18 protein-coding genes are annotated in these 14,957 nt (G+C 64.3%); 10 read left to right on the top strand and 8 right to left on the bottom strand.

The annotated features are described in order from the left end of the window. Nucleotides 1–57 precede the first annotated feature (57 nt). From CFR78_RS01175 to CFR78_RS01165, 3 genes are all read left to right on the top strand, one after another. Nucleotides 58–705, top strand: a complete 648-nt coding sequence (locus CFR78_RS01175; protein ID WP_034926912.1) for a 2OG-Fe(II) oxygenase — start codon at nucleotides 58–60, stop codon at nucleotides 703–705. A gap of 86 nt (nucleotides 706–791) precedes the next feature. Further along, nucleotides 792–1,127 carry a hypothetical protein gene (locus CFR78_RS16720; RefSeq protein WP_034926909.1) on the top strand — a complete coding sequence of 112 codons (336 nt, stop codon included), beginning with the start codon at nucleotides 792–794 and terminating at the stop codon, nucleotides 1,125–1,127. A 58-nt stretch (nucleotides 1,128–1,185) separates the two neighbouring features. Further along, on the top strand, nucleotides 1,186–1,722 hold the full coding sequence (locus CFR78_RS01165; RefSeq protein WP_007397039.1) for a Spy/CpxP family protein refolding chaperone: 537 nt from the start codon (nucleotides 1,186–1,188) through the stop codon (nucleotides 1,720–1,722). Between the two features lie 224 nt (nucleotides 1,723–1,946). Here CFR78_RS01165 and zwf read toward each other — a convergent pair whose 3' ends face one another. Further along, a complete protein-coding gene (zwf, locus tag CFR78_RS01160) occupies nucleotides 1,947–3,497 on the bottom strand; it encodes a glucose-6-phosphate dehydrogenase (protein WP_034926906.1) in 1,551 nt (516 codons plus the stop codon). Between the two features lie 281 nt (nucleotides 3,498–3,778). Here zwf and CFR78_RS01155 point away from each other — a divergent pair, with 281 nt between their 5' ends. The 6 genes from CFR78_RS01155 (at nucleotide 3,779) to CFR78_RS01130 (ending at nucleotide 9,356) form a co-directional block, all read left to right on the top strand. Then, nucleotides 3,779–4,798: an aspartate-semialdehyde dehydrogenase gene (locus CFR78_RS01155; RefSeq protein WP_034926904.1), complete on the top strand. Its 1,020-nt coding sequence runs from the start codon at nucleotides 3,779–3,781 to the stop codon at nucleotides 4,796–4,798. Nucleotides 4,799–5,051: 253 nt separating this feature from the next. After that, complete coding sequence (gene sdhC, locus CFR78_RS01150) at nucleotides 5,052–5,444, top strand: succinate dehydrogenase, cytochrome b556 subunit (protein ID WP_007397044.1); 393 nt, start codon at nucleotides 5,052–5,054, stop codon at nucleotides 5,442–5,444. Nucleotides 5,445–5,446: 2 nt separating this feature from the next. After that, nucleotides 5,447–5,878 (top strand): succinate dehydrogenase, hydrophobic membrane anchor protein, encoded by a 432-nt coding sequence (gene sdhD / locus CFR78_RS01145; RefSeq protein ID WP_007397045.1) that lies wholly within the window; start codon nucleotides 5,447–5,449, stop codon nucleotides 5,876–5,878. 100 nt (nucleotides 5,879–5,978) lie between these two features. Continuing rightward, complete coding sequence (gene sdhA, locus CFR78_RS01140) at nucleotides 5,979–7,790, top strand: succinate dehydrogenase flavoprotein subunit (RefSeq protein ID WP_007397046.1); 1,812 nt, start codon at nucleotides 5,979–5,981, stop codon at nucleotides 7,788–7,790. A 26-nt stretch (nucleotides 7,791–7,816) separates the two neighbouring features. Continuing rightward, nucleotides 7,817–8,599, top strand: a complete 783-nt coding sequence (locus tag CFR78_RS01135) for a succinate dehydrogenase iron-sulfur subunit (RefSeq protein WP_007397047.1) — start codon at nucleotides 7,817–7,819, stop codon at nucleotides 8,597–8,599. Nucleotides 8,600–8,693: 94 nt separating this feature from the next. After that, entirely contained in the window at nucleotides 8,694–9,356 is a 663-nt protein-coding gene (locus CFR78_RS01130; RefSeq protein WP_034926900.1) for a tyrosine-protein phosphatase, read from the top strand. Nucleotides 9,357–9,366: 10 nt separating this feature from the next. Here CFR78_RS01130 and CFR78_RS01125 read toward each other — a convergent pair whose 3' ends face one another. The 5 genes from CFR78_RS01125 to CFR78_RS01105 form a co-directional block, all read right to left on the bottom strand. Beyond that, nucleotides 9,367–9,831 carry a helix-turn-helix domain-containing protein gene (locus tag CFR78_RS01125; protein ID WP_034926898.1) on the bottom strand — a complete coding sequence of 155 codons (465 nt, stop codon included), beginning with the start codon at nucleotides 9,829–9,831 and terminating at the stop codon, nucleotides 9,367–9,369. A 245-nt stretch (nucleotides 9,832–10,076) separates the two neighbouring features. Beyond that, nucleotides 10,077–11,639 (bottom strand): apolipoprotein N-acyltransferase, encoded by a 1,563-nt coding sequence (gene lnt, locus CFR78_RS01120; RefSeq protein ID WP_034926895.1) that lies wholly within the window; start codon nucleotides 11,637–11,639, stop codon nucleotides 10,077–10,079. Nucleotides 11,640–11,678: 39 nt separating this feature from the next. Next, nucleotides 11,679–12,524 (bottom strand): GNAT family N-acetyltransferase, encoded by an 846-nt coding sequence (locus CFR78_RS01115; protein WP_007397052.1) that lies wholly within the window; start codon nucleotides 12,522–12,524, stop codon nucleotides 11,679–11,681. Continuing rightward, nucleotides 12,521–13,012 carry a Fur family transcriptional regulator gene (locus CFR78_RS01110; protein WP_034926890.1) on the bottom strand — a complete coding sequence of 164 codons (492 nt, stop codon included), beginning with the start codon at nucleotides 13,010–13,012 and terminating at the stop codon, nucleotides 12,521–12,523. Before CFR78_RS01110 ends, CFR78_RS01115 begins: the two co-directional genes overlap by 4 nt. A gap of 58 nt (nucleotides 13,013–13,070) precedes the next feature. Next, nucleotides 13,071–13,478, bottom strand: a complete 408-nt coding sequence (locus CFR78_RS01105; RefSeq protein ID WP_034926887.1) for a MucR family transcriptional regulator — start codon at nucleotides 13,476–13,478, stop codon at nucleotides 13,071–13,073. A gap of 93 nt (nucleotides 13,479–13,571) precedes the next feature. Between CFR78_RS01105 and CFR78_RS01100 the strand changes: the two genes are divergently transcribed. Then, on the top strand, nucleotides 13,572–13,811 hold the full coding sequence (locus tag CFR78_RS01100) for a sulfurtransferase TusA family protein (protein WP_007397055.1): 240 nt from the start codon (nucleotides 13,572–13,574) through the stop codon (nucleotides 13,809–13,811). Here CFR78_RS01100 and rimI read toward each other — a convergent pair. Both rimI and tsaB read right to left on the bottom strand, forming a co-directional pair. Continuing rightward, on the bottom strand, nucleotides 13,801–14,250 hold the full coding sequence (gene rimI, locus CFR78_RS01095; protein ID WP_034926884.1) for a ribosomal protein S18-alanine N-acetyltransferase: 450 nt from the start codon (nucleotides 14,248–14,250) through the stop codon (nucleotides 13,801–13,803). The genes CFR78_RS01100 and rimI overlap by 11 nt on opposite strands. Next, nucleotides 14,247–14,957 (bottom strand): tRNA (adenosine(37)-N6)-threonylcarbamoyltransferase complex dimerization subunit type 1 TsaB, encoded by a 711-nt coding sequence (gene tsaB / locus CFR78_RS01090; RefSeq protein WP_034926882.1) that lies wholly within the window; start codon nucleotides 14,955–14,957, stop codon nucleotides 14,247–14,249. The genes rimI and tsaB overlap by 4 nt, the downstream gene beginning before the upstream one ends.

Here is a 14,957-nt window from a genome sequence, read left to right as displayed (position 1 = left end):
GGAGCCGATCTGGCCGTAGTCTCGGCCCTGTCCACCAACCCCCGCCTGCAGGATGGCATGATCCAGCCCGTCACCCCCGACTATGCGGCGTTCGAGGCGGCACCCGTCTCCCGCACGCCATTCGCCCATGTGGTGGTGCCGCATTTCATCGGGGCGGCGGATCTGCACGCCCTTGCGGCCAGCCTGCCCCTGATCCGCTCCGGCGGGTCCTTCCCACCCGAGGCGCTGGACCTTTCCCCGCTCATGTCACGGCTTGTGACAGAGCTGGAGGGCCCACGCCTGCGCGGGCTGATCGCGGGCAAGTTCGGGCTGGACCTTGATACCGCGCCCACCATGCTGACCCTGCGCGGCCGCACGCGGGCGCGGGACGGGCGCATCCACCGCGATTCCGACAGCAAGCGGGTGACCGTGCTGCTGTACCTGAACGGGGACAGCGAAGGAGAGGCCTGGTCACGCCACGAAGGCTGCCTGCGCCTGCTGCGCGGCCCGGATGACCTGGAAGACTTCGCCGCCGAGATCCCGCCCGTGAACGGCACGCTGCTGGTCTTCCCCAACGGGCCGGATACCTGGCATGGCCACCGGCCCTATGTCGGGCCGCGCTATACCATCCAGCTCAATTACATGACAAACGACGCCCGTGCGCGCAGCGAACTGCGCCGCCACCGGCTCTCCGCCCTGACAAAACGGTTGCCATGGGTGGCGTAGGCCCGCACGGCCATCGTTTCGACACGAGCACGGACCATTGTGGTCCCGTTACCCGGTTTTACGACATGTCGAGGTTTTCAAGCGCCATGCACCTGCACAAACTTACAGCATCCCTCCTTTCCGCCAGTCTGACGCTGGGCATCATGGCAGCGGCCGCGCCCGCGGCCCATGCCCAGCCCTTCCGGGGTGGTCGGGAGTGGCATGGCGGGCCGCCGCCCGGACGGGGCGGCTGGCATGATGGCCGCCGGGGCGGCGGTGCGGGCCTGGCGGTGGGCAGCGGACTCGCGGGGCTTGCGGTCGGTGCCATGCTGGGCAGCGCCATGGCGGAACGTGGCGCGGTAGCGCCCCCGCCCGCCTATTACCCCGCGCCGCCCCCGCCCCCGCCGCCGCCGGCCTATTACCCGTATGGTGGTGGCTACTGAGCGCGCGGCGCCAGCCAGCCCCTCTTCCTCCAATATCCCGCCAAGGACACTACATATCATGATGTTCCGTCGTTTCCTGCCTGCCGCCGCCCTGTTCATGCTGCCTGCCCTTGCCATGGCCCAGACACCGGGCACCCAGGCACCGGCCACCCAGACGCAGGCCCCCCAGGCCAACCCGACCGCCTCCCTCGCGCATACCCCGCGTGACCCGGAGCCCGAGCAGGTGGAAGCCCATATCAAGGCCCTGCATGACCAGCTGCGCATCACCAAAAAGCAGGAAGCCCTCTGGACTCCCTTCGCCGAGGACATGCGCACCAATGGCCAGCGCCTGCATGACGCCATCGAGACGCGCCGCGAAAAACTGCCGCAGATGAACGCGGTGGAGAACATGCAGTCCTATGCCGAACTGGTGGAAGAGCGCGCGCATGACATGCAGACCCTGAATTCCGCCTTCGCCACGCTGTACCAGAGCTTCAGCAAGAAGCAGCGCAAGAACGCCGACACCCTGTTCACGCAGGGCGACGCCGAGCATGCCGAACAGCAGCAGGCCCGCGCGGCGGCCCAGACCGGCACGGCCGCGCCCGCCGCCCAGTAATACCGGGCCGGAAACAGGCGGGGTGACCCGCCGCCGTACAAAAAGCCCACCCTGTGACGGGGTGGGCTTTTTTCATATCAGGTTGGGAAAATAAGAGACTGTCTGATAAGTCAGCTCATGATAGCGCTTTAAAATCAAAGAAGGTTTTTGGTGCAGCTTTTTGCAGAAGCTTCGAAAGAACGCCGCCTTTTTAAAAAAAGGCGACACCCAGAAACTTCCGTCATTCAGGCTCCGTCAAGCGGGTACCATGCCCGCCCGTCGCGCTGGAGCAGGTCGTCCGCCCCCTTCGGGCCGGTCGTACCGGCGGCATACGGTTCCGGCCCCGCCCGGTCCTGCGCCCAGGCCTGCAGCACGGGGTCAACCGCCTTCCAGGCCGCCTCGATGTTATCGGCGCGCTGGAACAGCGTCTCATCACCAATCAGGCAGTCATACAGCAGGGTCTCGTAGCCGACATTGGGGCTGGCGGCAAAAACGTCCTCGTAACGGAAGCGGGCCTGCACGTCGGTCAGGTCCATTTCCGGTCCCGGCTTCTTGGCCCCCAGTTCCACCGTCAGCCCCTGCGCGGGCTGGATGTTGAGGATGATGCGGTTGGGCGGCAGGTCAGCCGTCTCGGTATTGCGGAACATCAGCATGGGCGGCTTGCGGAACTGGACCACCACCTCGGTGCGGCGGCCACCCAGCCCCTTGCCGGTGCGCAGGTAGAACGGTACCCCCGCCCAGCGCCAGTTCTCCACATGCAGCTTGAGCGCCACATAGGTCTCGGTATTGCTGTGCGGGGAAACGCCCGGGCTTTCACGGTAGCCTACCATCGGCCTGCCTTCCACCGTGCCCGCCGCGTACTGCCCGCGCACCGCATCGCGCGGGTCGATCGGGGTCACGGCCTCGAACAGCTGTTCCTTGGCGTTGCGCACGCTTTCGGCATCGAAGGTGTTGGGCGGCTCCATCGCCACCATGGCAAAAAGCTGGAACAGGTGGTTGGGCACCATGTCGCGCAGCGCGCCGGTGGGTTCGTAAAACGCGCCGCGCTGTTCCACGCCAATGGTCTCGGCGGCGGTAATCTCGATATGGTCCACATATTCGTTGCGCCACAGCGGCTCGAAGATCAGGTTGCCGAATCGCATGGCCAGGATGTTCTGCACCGTCTCCTTGCCCAGGAAGTGGTCGATGCGGAAGACCTGCGACTCGTCCAGGACCGCCAGCACGCGGCGGTTGAGTTCCTGCGCGCTGGCCAGGTCGGAGCCAAAGGGCTTTTCAATCACCACGCGGCGGAACGCGCCATCCTTCTGCGCCACCACGCCCGCGCGGCCCAGCGTCTCCACCACGGGGGCGAAGAAGCGCGAGGGAATGGCAAGGTAGAAAATGGCATTGCCAGGCAGCTTTTCCCCCAGCGCGCGGATGGCATCCACATCCGTGAAATCCGCCCGCACGTATTCCAGCCGCTCCGCCAGCCAGCCCCACTGCGCGGCATCGATATGGGCGGGATGGAACTCGGCATTGGGGTCGGTGGTGAAAGACTGCATCATCGCGGCCAGCCCGTCGCGCCACTGTCCGGTGGTGCTGTCCACGCGGTCCACGCCGATGATGCGGAAATTCCCGTCCAGCAGCCGGTTGCCCGCCAGGTTGTAGAGTGCTGGCATGAGCAGCCGCTTGGTCAGGTCACCATGCGCGCCGAATATGACAAGGGTGCATGCGGGTGCGGGGCGCACGCCCGCGGGCGTTACCGGAAGCGGGGCCACGGGGGCGGATGTTGTGGAAGTGTCAGCTGATAGGGGCATGATCTCTCTAACCGTCCTTGCCTGTGCGCCGCATGGCGGACAGGCGGCATGAACCGCCCGCGCGCCGGCGCAATGGATCAAGTGTGCACCCGGCACGCACCGATGGGCAATGCCTACCACCGCATGGGGCATGCAACCTTGACCTTACCCCCGATTCGATTCCCGGTTTGACGCGGGTCGTGCTGCTTGCACCTTTGGGGCGCAGGCTCTAGGTGTCGCTAGAGTTACGGCGCATTCCGGTCTTGCGGGTGGGCCGGCATGACAGGACAGGAAAGAAGATTATGGGTTACCGCGTTGCGGTGGTGGGCGCCACCGGCGCTGTGGGGCGCGAAATCCTCAAGACTCTGGCCGAGCGCCAGTTCCCTGTGGATGAGATCGTGGCCCTGGCATCCGCCCGTTCGGCGGGCAAGGAAGTCTCCTTTGGCGAAAAGAAGGTGCTGAAGGTCCAGAACCTGGAAACCTTTGACTTTACCGGATGGGATGTCGCCCTTTTCTCCCCCGGTGGGGCGGTTTCGGCCGTGCACGCGCCCCGCGCGGCCAAGGCGGGGTGCATCGTGATCGACAACACCTCGCATTTCCGCATGGAGCCGGATGTGCCGCTGGTGGTGCCCGAGGTCAATCCCAATGATGTGAAGAAGGCCAAGCGCGGCATCATCGCCAACCCCAACTGCTCGACCATCCAGATGGTGGTGGCGCTGAAGCCGCTGCATGACCTGTTCACGATCAGGCGCGTCGTGGTGGCCACCTACCAGGCGGTGGCGGGTGCGGGCAAAAGCGGCATGGACGAACTGTTCAACCAGTCACGCGGCAGCCTGGTGGGCGACCCGCTGAAGGCCGAGCAGTTCACCAAGCAGATCGCCTTCAACTGCATTCCCCACATCGACCGCTTCATGGATGACGGCGCGACCAAGGAAGAATGGAAGATGGCGGTGGAAACCCGCAAGATCCTTGATCCCGACATCGCGGTTTTCGCCACCTGCGTGCGGGTTCCCGTGTTTATTGGCCATGCCGAGGCCGTAACGGTGGAATTCGAGGAACCCGTTGATATCGAACGCGCGCGCGCTGCATTGCGCACGGCCCCCGGCGTGGTGCTGCACGACAAGCGCGAGGATGGCGGCTACGCCACCCCGCTGGAAGTCGCGGGCGAGGATGCGACCTATGTCTCGCGCCTGCGCATCGACCCCACCGTGCCCAATGGACTCGGGTTCTGGTGCGTGGCCGACAACCTGCGCAAGGGGGCCGCGCTGAACGCGGTCCAGATTGCCGAGACCATGGTCGCACTCGACCTGCTCGGGCACTGAACGACACCCCGCCGGACGGGCCTGGATGGCGGTCTGGCGGGGCTGTACCGCCGTGGGGGCGGGCCTGTGTCTCTCAACCTCGTGTTCCGGGCGTGCGTTGACCCGGCCTTCCGCCAGGCGTAGGACCGAATTCAGACAAGGCAACGGAACAAACCGAAGCCATAACAGGGAAATTGACGAGACGACCATGCAGGATGTCCGTGATGCGCTCTATGTAGGGCAGCGAAGCGACGGAACTCTGACCAGGCGGCCTATGTCCCCACACCTCCAGGTCTACCGCTTCCGTCTTTCCATGTTCCTTTCAATCGCGAACCGCGCCGCCGGTGTTGCAGCCGCGGGCGGCTCGGCACTTGGCCTGTGCTGGATCAGCGCGGCGGCGAAGGGACCCAAATCTTTCAGCAAGGTGCAGAAGGTCACCGGCAACCCGCTGGGGCAGCTGCTGCTGGCCGGGTGGGCGCTGGCGCTGGTCTACCACTTCGTGGCGGGGCTGCGCCACCTTGCGTGGGACAGCGGCTACCGCTTCTCCAAGAAGGAAATCAACGAGGATGGCCCCGTGGCGGTGGGTGTGACGCTAGGCACCACGCTGGCGCTGGTCACCACCATCCTTGGTGTTGCGATCTGTCGTTCCCGCAAGAAGGCATCCTGACCATGAGCAACATGAAGAAGCCGCATATCACGGTCATGCGTTCCCAGCTGTCGCGCGCGCGCGGCCTGGGTTCGGGTCAGGCCGGGGTGGGCCACTGGTGGGCGGAACGCGCATCGGCAGTCGCGCTTGTGCCGCTGTCGGGCTGGTTCGTGATCCAGGTGTTCCGCCTGGCGGGCGCATCCCAGCCGGAAGTGGCGAAGTGGGGTGCCCGTCCGTTCAACACCACCATGATGCTGTCACTGGTGATCCTGACCTTCTATCACACCCAGCTTGGGCTGCAGGTCATCATCGATGACTACGTGCATGGCAAGGCGCACCTGCCCGCAGGGTTGCTGATGAAGGGGATCGTCTTCCTTCTTGGGCTGTTCGGCACGGTTTCCGTGCTGAAGCTGGCCCTTGCCGGTAGCACGAAGGGACGCGTCGCCGCGGGCTGAAGCCCCGGCGCCACCCTTTCGCGCAGAACATGACATTCGCGGGCCGGCAGGCGGCGCAGGCCGCTGGCCGTCCGAACGAGCATCGGGACACGTCCAAGAAATGAACGCGACCACTTCACCACTCACCGGCTCCTACAGGATTGTCGACCACGCATATGACGTGGTTGTCGTCGGCGCCGGCGGCTCCGGCCTCCGGGCCACGCTGGGCATGGGGGCCGCCGGCCTCAAGACCGCCTGCGTGACCAAGGTTTTCCCCACCCGCAGCCATACCGTGGCCGCACAGGGCGGCATCGGTGCCTCCCTTGGCAACATGGCCGAGGACAACTGGCGGTGGCACATGTACGATACCGTCAAGGGATCGGACTGGCTGGGCGACCAGGACGCCATCGAATACATGTGCCGCGAGGCCGTACCCGCCGTGCAGGAACTCGAGCACATGGGTGTGCCCTTTTCCCGCACGGAAGATGGCAAGATCTACCAGCGCCCCTTTGGTGGCCACATGCGCAACTATGGCGAGGCCCCCGTGCCCCGCGCCTGCGCCGCCGCCGACCGCACGGGCCATGCCATCCTGCACACGCTGTACCAGCAGTGCCTCAAGCATAACGTCGAATTCTTCGTCGAATACTTCGCCATCGACCTGATCATGGATGAAGAGGGCGCCTGCCGTGGCGTCATGGCCTGGTGCCTGGAAGACGGCACGCTGCACCGCTTCCGCGCGCAGAAGGTCGTGCTGGCCACAGGCGGCTATGGCCGCGCCTATCATTCCTGCACCTCCGCCCATACCTGCACGGGTGATGGCGGCGGCATGGCGATCCGTGCCGGACTGCCCATGCAGGACATGGAGTTCGTGCAGTTCCACCCCACCGGCATCTTCCCCGCGGGCTGCCTACTGACGGAAGGCTGCCGTGGCGAGGGCGGCTACCTGACCAACTCCAAGGGCGAGCGCTTCATGGAACGCTATGCCCCCACGGCCAAGGACCTGGCATCGCGTGACGTGGTCTCGCGCGCCATGACCATCGAGATCAACGAAGGTCGTGGCTGCGGGCCGGAGAAGAACTACATCATGCTCCACCTGGAGCACCTTGGTCCCGAGATCCTGCATGAACGCCTGCCCGGCATTTCGGAAACGGCGCGCATCTTTGCCGGTATCGACGTGACCAAGGAACCGGTGCCGGTGCTGCCGACGGTGCATTACAACATGGGCGGCATTCCCACCAACTATCATGGCGAGGTCATCCGCCCCACGGCGGACGATGTCGATGCGGTTGTGCCGGGCCTGATGGCGGTGGGCGAAGCGGCCTGCGTGTCCGTGCATGGCGCGAACCGCCTTGGCACCAACTCGCTTCTGGACCTTGTGGTGTTTGGCCGTGCGGCTGCCCAGCGCGCCGCCGCCACCATCAAGAGCGAGGAGACCATCCGGCCGCTGCCGCCGGGTGCGGGTGATGCCGCGATCGCGCGCTTCGACCGCCTGCGTTACGCCAAGGGCAAGACGCATGTGGCCGACATGCGCGGCAAGCTCCAGCGCACTATGCAAAAGCATGCCGCCGTGTTCCGCAACACCGAAAGCCTGGCGCAGGGTGTGGAGAAGATCAAGGAAATCTGGTCCGAAATCCCTGACATCTCGATCAATGACCGCTCGCTGATCTGGAACAGCGACCTTATGGAAGCGCTCGAGTTCGAGAACCTGCTGGCCAACGCCACCGTCACCATGGCCGGCGCCGATGCCCGTCACGAAAGCCGGGGGGCCCAGGCCCATGACGACTATCCCGACCGTGACGACAAGAACTGGATGAAGCACACTGTCGCCCACATGAATGAGGCGGGCGATGTCACGCTTAGCTACCGCCCCGTGCACATGAAAACGCTGACCGACGATGTGCAGGTCTTCCCCCCCAAGAAGCGCGTCTACTGACGTAACGGCGGAAAAGGAACGAGACGATGGTCGAATTCAGACTGCCAAAGAACAGCACGGTGGGCAAAGGCCGCATTTTCACGGCCACCCCCGGCGCCAGCAATGTCAAGAACTTCCGGATCTATCGCTGGAGCCCGGATGACGACAGGAACCCCGTGGTCGATACCTACGAGATCGACCTGGACAAGATCGGGCCGATGGTGCTCGACGCGCTGATCCACATCAAGAACGATGTGGACTCGACCCTGACCTTCCGGCGTTCCTGCCGCGAGGGGATCTGCGGGTCATGCGCGATGAACATCGCGGGGGAAAACACGCTGGCCTGCCTCAAGCCCATCCGGGACATTGAGGGGGACATCGCGATCTACCCGCTGCCGCACATGCCGGTCATCAAGGATCTGGTGCCGGATCTGGACGGGGCGTACGCCCAGCTGCGCTCGATCGAGCCGTGGCTGAAATCCGACACCCTGCCGCCGCCGGATTCCGAGCGCCGCCAGAGCATCGAGGAACGGGCCGAGCTGGATGGCATGTGGGAATGCATCCTGTGCTTCTGCTGCTCCACCTCCTGCCCGTCCTACTGGTGGAATGGCGACCGCTACCTTGGCCCGGCAACGCTGCTTGCGGCCTATCGCTGGATTGCCGACAGCCGTGACGAGCACACGGGCGACCGGCTGGATGCGCTGGAAGATCCGCTCAAGCTCTATGCCTGCCGCACGATCATGAACTGCACCCAGACCTGCCCCAAGGGCCTGAACCCCGCCAAGGCGATCGGGCGGATCAAGGAACTGCAGCTTGAACGCAAGGCCTGATGCCCGGCTGATACATTCCTGATTGACGTGAAAGGCGCCGGATGTGAAAAATCCGGCGCCTTTTTCATATCCACCCAGCTGAAAGGACGGCCGGTTGTTTGAGGGAAACCTGTCCACCCCCGCCGGCCGTGGCCGTGCCTGGATTGACAGCCTGTTCGTGGACCATGCCATCCTGCGCCAGACGTGGACCAACTTCCGCGTGGTCATTCCAGGGCGGGTTTACCGCTGCAACCACCCCACACCGTGGCGGCTGCGGCTGGCGACGCGGCGCTACGGGCTGAAAACGCTGGTCAACCTGCGCGGGCACCGCAGATGTGGCTCCGATGCACTGTCGCGCGAGGCGGCGCAGGCCATTGGCCTGACCCATATCGACATGGCATTCGAAAGCCGCAATGCCCCGCATCGTGACCGCATAGAACGGTTCGAGCGGATCTACCGCACCATCCGCTTTCCCATGCTGATGCACTGCAAGTCGGGTGCCGACCGTACGGGACTGGCGGCAGGGCTTGTCATCCTGTTCGAAGGGGGTACGGCACGGCAGGCGCTCCGCCAGCTTTCATGGAAGAACGGCCACTTCAACAGTTCACGCACCGGGGTGCTGGACGCCTTCTTCCTGCGCTATCAGGCGGAAGCGGAAGGACGCATTCCCTTCATGGACTGGGTCCGCACCGAATATGACGAGGACCGCCTGCGCGCCGATTTCCGCGCGGGCCGGATCGCGGCCTTCATGAATGACAGGGTCCTGCGGCGGGAATGATGCCGCCGCCTCAGCACGCCCCCATCGAACGGACAAGGTCAAGCACGCGGCGGCGCGTGCTGCTATCCTCGATTCCGTAATAGGCCCGCACCAGTTCAATGGTTTCACGACGGGAAAATAGCGCCAGATCACCCGTATTCGTGGCAGGTGGCGGCATGTCTCCCACCGCCATGCTCCCGCCAAGCGGGACCGCAGGTTCCGACACGCCTTCCGGCCCGGACGGGCACGGTTCCATGCTGCCCACCGGGTCGGGCAGCCCGGCAAAGAAAAAGGCCACCGGAACATCCAGCACACAGGCCAGATCATAAAGCCGTGACGCCCCGACCCGGTTGCGACCGCGTTCATACTTCTGCACCTGCTGGAATGTAAGGCCCAGGGCATTGCCCAGCCGTTCCTGTGACATACCCAGCAATGTGCGCCGCAGACGGATACGGTTGCCAACATGCACATCAACAGGATTGGATGTCGTCGGCATTTTCCCGGTCACAATAATGGCCTTACCTTCCGTGTCTGATATTCTGTGATCCACTGAAAGTGAAAATAGATTTGATATCCATGCCGGATGTTAAGTCTTTCTACATCAAACCATGCTATAATATATGTTATTTTTGGCCATAACCATTCCACGACAGGGCAGGGATGCATAAAATTTGCCGGTCAAGTGGATGTGGGTAAAATTAGGAAAATATTCATGCATTTTATATGCATGAATAAAGGCCATCAATGGACTGGCAGGCTGTCCCGTGCCACGTTGGCCCGCGCGCAGGCACGCCAGAACCCGATCAGCCCCACGGCCAGTGCCAGAACCAGCGGAATCCAGCGACCAAAGCGGCCAAAAACCGTACAGGGCAGCGCATCGGGCATGGCATGAACCAGCACACCCTGCCGGTTCCAGCCCAGACGCGCCAGTTCATGGCCACGCCCGTCAAAAACCGCCGAGATACCGGTATTGGCGGCACGGGCCACCGGCAGGCCTTCCTCAACCGCCCGCATGCGCACGGCAGCCAGGTGCTGGCGTGGGCCGGCGCTGTTACCGTACCAGGCATCGTTCGTACTGTTCAGCAGCCATGCAGGCCGGTCATGGGGGTCAACCACCTGTCCCGAGAAGATCACCTCGTAACAGATCAGTGGCCCTACTGCGGCAATATCGGGCAGGTGCCATGTCTGTACCGCAGGACCGGGGGTCATCCCTTCCCCCGGCACGACATGAAAGGGCAGGAAGGCGGGCTGGTACTCGCCAAAGGGCACCAGATGCGCCTTGTCATATATGGCCGCGGGCATGCCGTCGGGCGGCAGCAGGGCAACCATGCTGTTGCGCCAGTGATGATCATCCTGCAGCCAGCGCACCGTGCCGATAACGCCGGCCGCCGCGCCCCTGCCTGCCTGGGTGATCATGGGGCGTGCGATATCGTCTTCCATCAGCAGGCCGGGAAATGCCGATTCCGGCCAGGCAAACACGACCGGCCGCCCCTGTGCCTGCGCCACGGCCTGCGTCACCCCCTGCCGGGTCAGGCCAAGATAGCGGCGGAAGATCGCCACATCCGCATTTCCCGCGATCTTTTCCGTCTCCGGCACATTACCCTGCACCAGCACGACCTCGGGGTTATGGTCGTAGGTATCGTGCAGGCTGCTCAGGCGCAGCGTGCCGCCTGCGATCCACAACACCGCCACCCCCAGACAGGCCAGCCGCCCCACGCGCCCGTACAGCGGCGCAAGCGAGAGCAGGCAGGTGAGCAGGGTCAGCCCGTCCACTCCGATCCAGGCGGCCGGCTGGATCATGACATCACCGGCCAGGCCGGGAAATTCCCAGACACTGCCGGGCGGATTCCAGGGGAAACCACTAAAGACATAGACCCGCGCCATATCCGTCAGGGTCCATAGCGCGGCCAGCACCGCAAGCCGTCCCGTCCCGCGTGGCACCAGTCGGCTCACACCCGCCGACAGCGCGCTCAGCGGTGCCAGGATCAGCGCGCAGCCGGGTGATGCCAGCGGCACCAGCCACCAGAAATCATCCGCCCGGAGCAGGATGGCATACATAAGCCAGTACAGCCCGGCGCTGTACAGCCCCATGGCGAACATGAAGCCCCGCCGCGCCGCCTCCCGCCAGCCCGTGGCATGATCGATGGCCAGGGCCAGCAGGCAGAAGGCAACAGGCAGCACGACCACCGCATGCACCGGCGGAAAGCCCAGCGCATACAGCCCGCCCGCCATGACCATGGCCAGATCGGCACGCCAGCCGTGCAGACGCGCAAGGGCAACGTATTTCCGCAACAGGACTGTCATGAATTGCGGCGGCCCGCTGCCCGGCTGTGGCAGGCAGCACTAGTCCAGCGCGTCACGCAGGCGGCGCTCGTAATGACGGTAATACTTGTCGGCCAGCAGTTCGCTCTTGACCAGTACCGCGACATCGGTGGTGTTGAACTGCTCATCAATCACCGCGCCATCACCAACATAGCCACCCAGCCGCAGATACCCCTTTATCAGCGGTGGCAGACGGGCCAGCGAGCGCCGGTGGTCAAGCAGCTGCGGGTCGGAACGCAGCATTTCCACCCGCCGTTCCGGCAGCGCGCGCACACGCAGCGCGGGCGGGGCCAGGTGGTTGTGATAGAGGTAGGTCAGCTCATCGGACAGCGCATCGGGATTGGTGCCCGGCAGGCTGGCGCAGCCGAACAGCACATCGATGCGGTGCAGGAAGATGTAGGAGGCAATGCCCCGCCACAGCAGCTGCATGGCGGCCCGGCCACGATAGTTCCGGTCCACGCAGGACCGGCCGACTTCCAGCAGCCGACCGGGAAATTCGGTCAGTGGCGAAATGTCATATTCGCTGGAGGTATAGAATTTGCCCAGCTTCCTGGCCGCATCCCCCTGCATGAGCCGGTACGTGCCCACAACCCCCCGCGCGCCCGAGGAGATGGCATGGTCGATCACCAGAAGGTGATCGGCATAATCGTCGAATTCATCCACATCACGGCGCAGGCGGGCGGTACGGGAATCGGGGCGGGCGCCCATTTCCTCATAGAACACCCGGTAACGCAGCGCCTGTGCGGCATCGCGTTCTTCATCGGTCGCGGCAATCCTGACGCCAAGATTCCCCCCCCGCAGTTCAGGAAAACCGTTGCGTTCAAGGTCCAGTGTAGAAAGGGAGTGTATGGTCTTCTCGATACTCAAGGCCGTGATCTGCCTTTCCGCTCCGTTTGCGCCACCTGTGTCGTCTGTTCTTCTGGCACGTCCGGCAGCCTGCGCGCAAACAGTTCCAGCCGATGGGACACCAGATCGAACCCCAGTTCCGCCGTAATCCGGCGCAGCAGCTCGGCATGGGCGGCATGGGTGAACTCCACCACCTGCCCGCTTTCCACGTCGATCAGGTGATAGTGGTCGCCTTCCTCGGTGGCTTCGTAGCGGGCACGGCTGCCCCCGAAGTCCCGGCGTTCAAGGATGCCGTTCTCCTCCAGCAGGCGTACGGTGCGGTACACCGTGGCGACCGATATGCGCGCATCCAGCATGGACGCACGGCGGTACAGTTCCTCCACATCCGGGTGGTCATGGGCCTCGGACAGGACACGCGCAATGACCCGGCGCTGGCCTGTCATCTTCAGGCCGCGCTCGATGCACATGCGCTCGATGCGCGTCTGTAATCCGTTACTGTCCATCACCATGCTTACGGGCGTAGCCGATCATGCAGATACCTGTCCACACTCCCACACACCGTGTGGCTCAGTCCTCACGCTGTTTCGTACCAAGGCCGATCTTGCGGGCAAGGGTGGAACGGTGGCTGGCATAGCTGGGGGCCACCATGGGGTAGTCATGCGGCAGGCCCCAGCGCTCCCGGTATTCATCGGGGGTCATGTTATAGGCGGTCTTGAGGTGGCGCTTGAGCATTTTCAGCTTCTTGCCGTCCTCCAGGCAGACGATGTAATCGGGGAAGACCGATTTCTTCAGCGGAACGGCGGGCACCGGCTTTTCCGGCACGGGTTCCGTACGCCCCAGCGAGGCCACGGCATCATAGACCCGGTGAATCAGATCGGGCAGCATCTCCGCTTCCAGTTCATTGCGGGAGACATATGCCGAAACGATTTCGGCAGCCAGTTCACGCACTTCCACTTCTGCCGTTTCATCAGCCATCAATCTGATCCTGTCGCTCTGGAATAATGATGTATCCTATATAAATAATTCCGGACGGATCGCAACCGGCAACAACAGAGGTTTTGTGGTAATATGTCCGATATTGAGATGGCGGTACTAGATATCACCCATGAAGTATGCCCCATGACTTTCGTCCGTACCAGACTGGCACTTGACAGACTGTCCACCGGAGAAAAACTGATTGTCCGCCTGCGTGGCGCAACCCCGCTGGACAATGTTTCCCGCAGTCTCGGGCTGCTCGGGCATGTTGTGGAAGAAATACAGACAGAAACAGATGGCATGACACACCGGCTAGTCGTGCTCAAATCCTGAGCTGCATGACACAGGCATCCGTCCCGTCGGGGTAATAATTGCGCCGCAGCCCCACCGGCGCGAATCCGGCGGCATGATACAGGCCCAGCGCGCCCGCATTGTCCCGCGCCACTTCCAGAAACACGCTCACCACCCCGGCAGAGGCCGCCTGCCGCACGCAGCGCGCCAGCAGGTCACGTCCGATGCCCCGGCGCTGGCATACGGGATTAACGGCAAAGGTCAGGATCTCGGCTTCATCACCGATCATGCGCGCCATGATGAAACCGCTGGCCTCCCCGTCCAACTCCTCCGGCGCCAGCACGGTCAGGACACCCGGCATGTCGATCAGCGCCTGCATGGCCCGCGCATCCCAGCGGTGAAGGGGCGCGAAGGCCGCGGCATGGATACGGGCCAGCATGGCGGCATACGGTGTTATGGGGACCAGGGGCACAGGATTCATGCAGCCGAACCGGCCGGGGCCGGGCGCAGGCCTGCGGCAGGCAGTTTTGCTTCCGGCGCGTCGACATAAAGCGGCTGGGCGGCCCGTGACGGCAGGGCGCCCTGCCAGCGGCGCAGGGCGGTGGCGGCAATGGCCAGCGGGTCAGGCTGCGGCAGGGGAAGGAGATGCACGTCCTGACGTTCGGGCACGGCATCCTTCACCCATTGCGCGCCATTACCGGCCAGCAGCAGCGGGCCGGGGGGCAGGTCAAGCGCGTCAAGCATGTGGGCCGATACGTGCGTGTCCGCCCCCGCGCCCGGCATTTCGATGAAGACGCGCCCCCGCCGCGCAATGGTGCACCACAGGGGACGGGCGCAAAGCGGCAGGGCGGCGGCCTGCAGGGCATCACGCATGGCTTCCCCGGTCGTGACCCCCACCACCGCACAGCCGGACCCTGCCGCAAGGCCGTGGGCAAAGGCCAGCGAGGCCCGCAACCCCGTAAACGATCCCGGCCCCACAACCACGCCGATCAGTTCCGGCATGCTATGGGTCCAGCCACACCGGGCGAACAGTTCGGTGGCAAGCTGGGGGAACTGCTCGGCGGCCCCGCGCCCCGTGGCAATGCGGCTGTCCAGCATGGCGGGCACGCCATCGCGCACCACAAGGCAGGCAATGACGGCCTGCGCGTCCGCCCCGGTCGGGGCACCATCCATCACCAGGACCCGCAT

Source organism: Komagataeibacter rhaeticus (assembly GCF_003207855.1).
GTDB classification, from domain to species: Bacteria; Pseudomonadota; Alphaproteobacteria; order Acetobacterales; family Acetobacteraceae; genus Komagataeibacter; species Komagataeibacter rhaeticus.
This window is presented reverse-complemented; position numbering and strand designations above follow the sequence as displayed.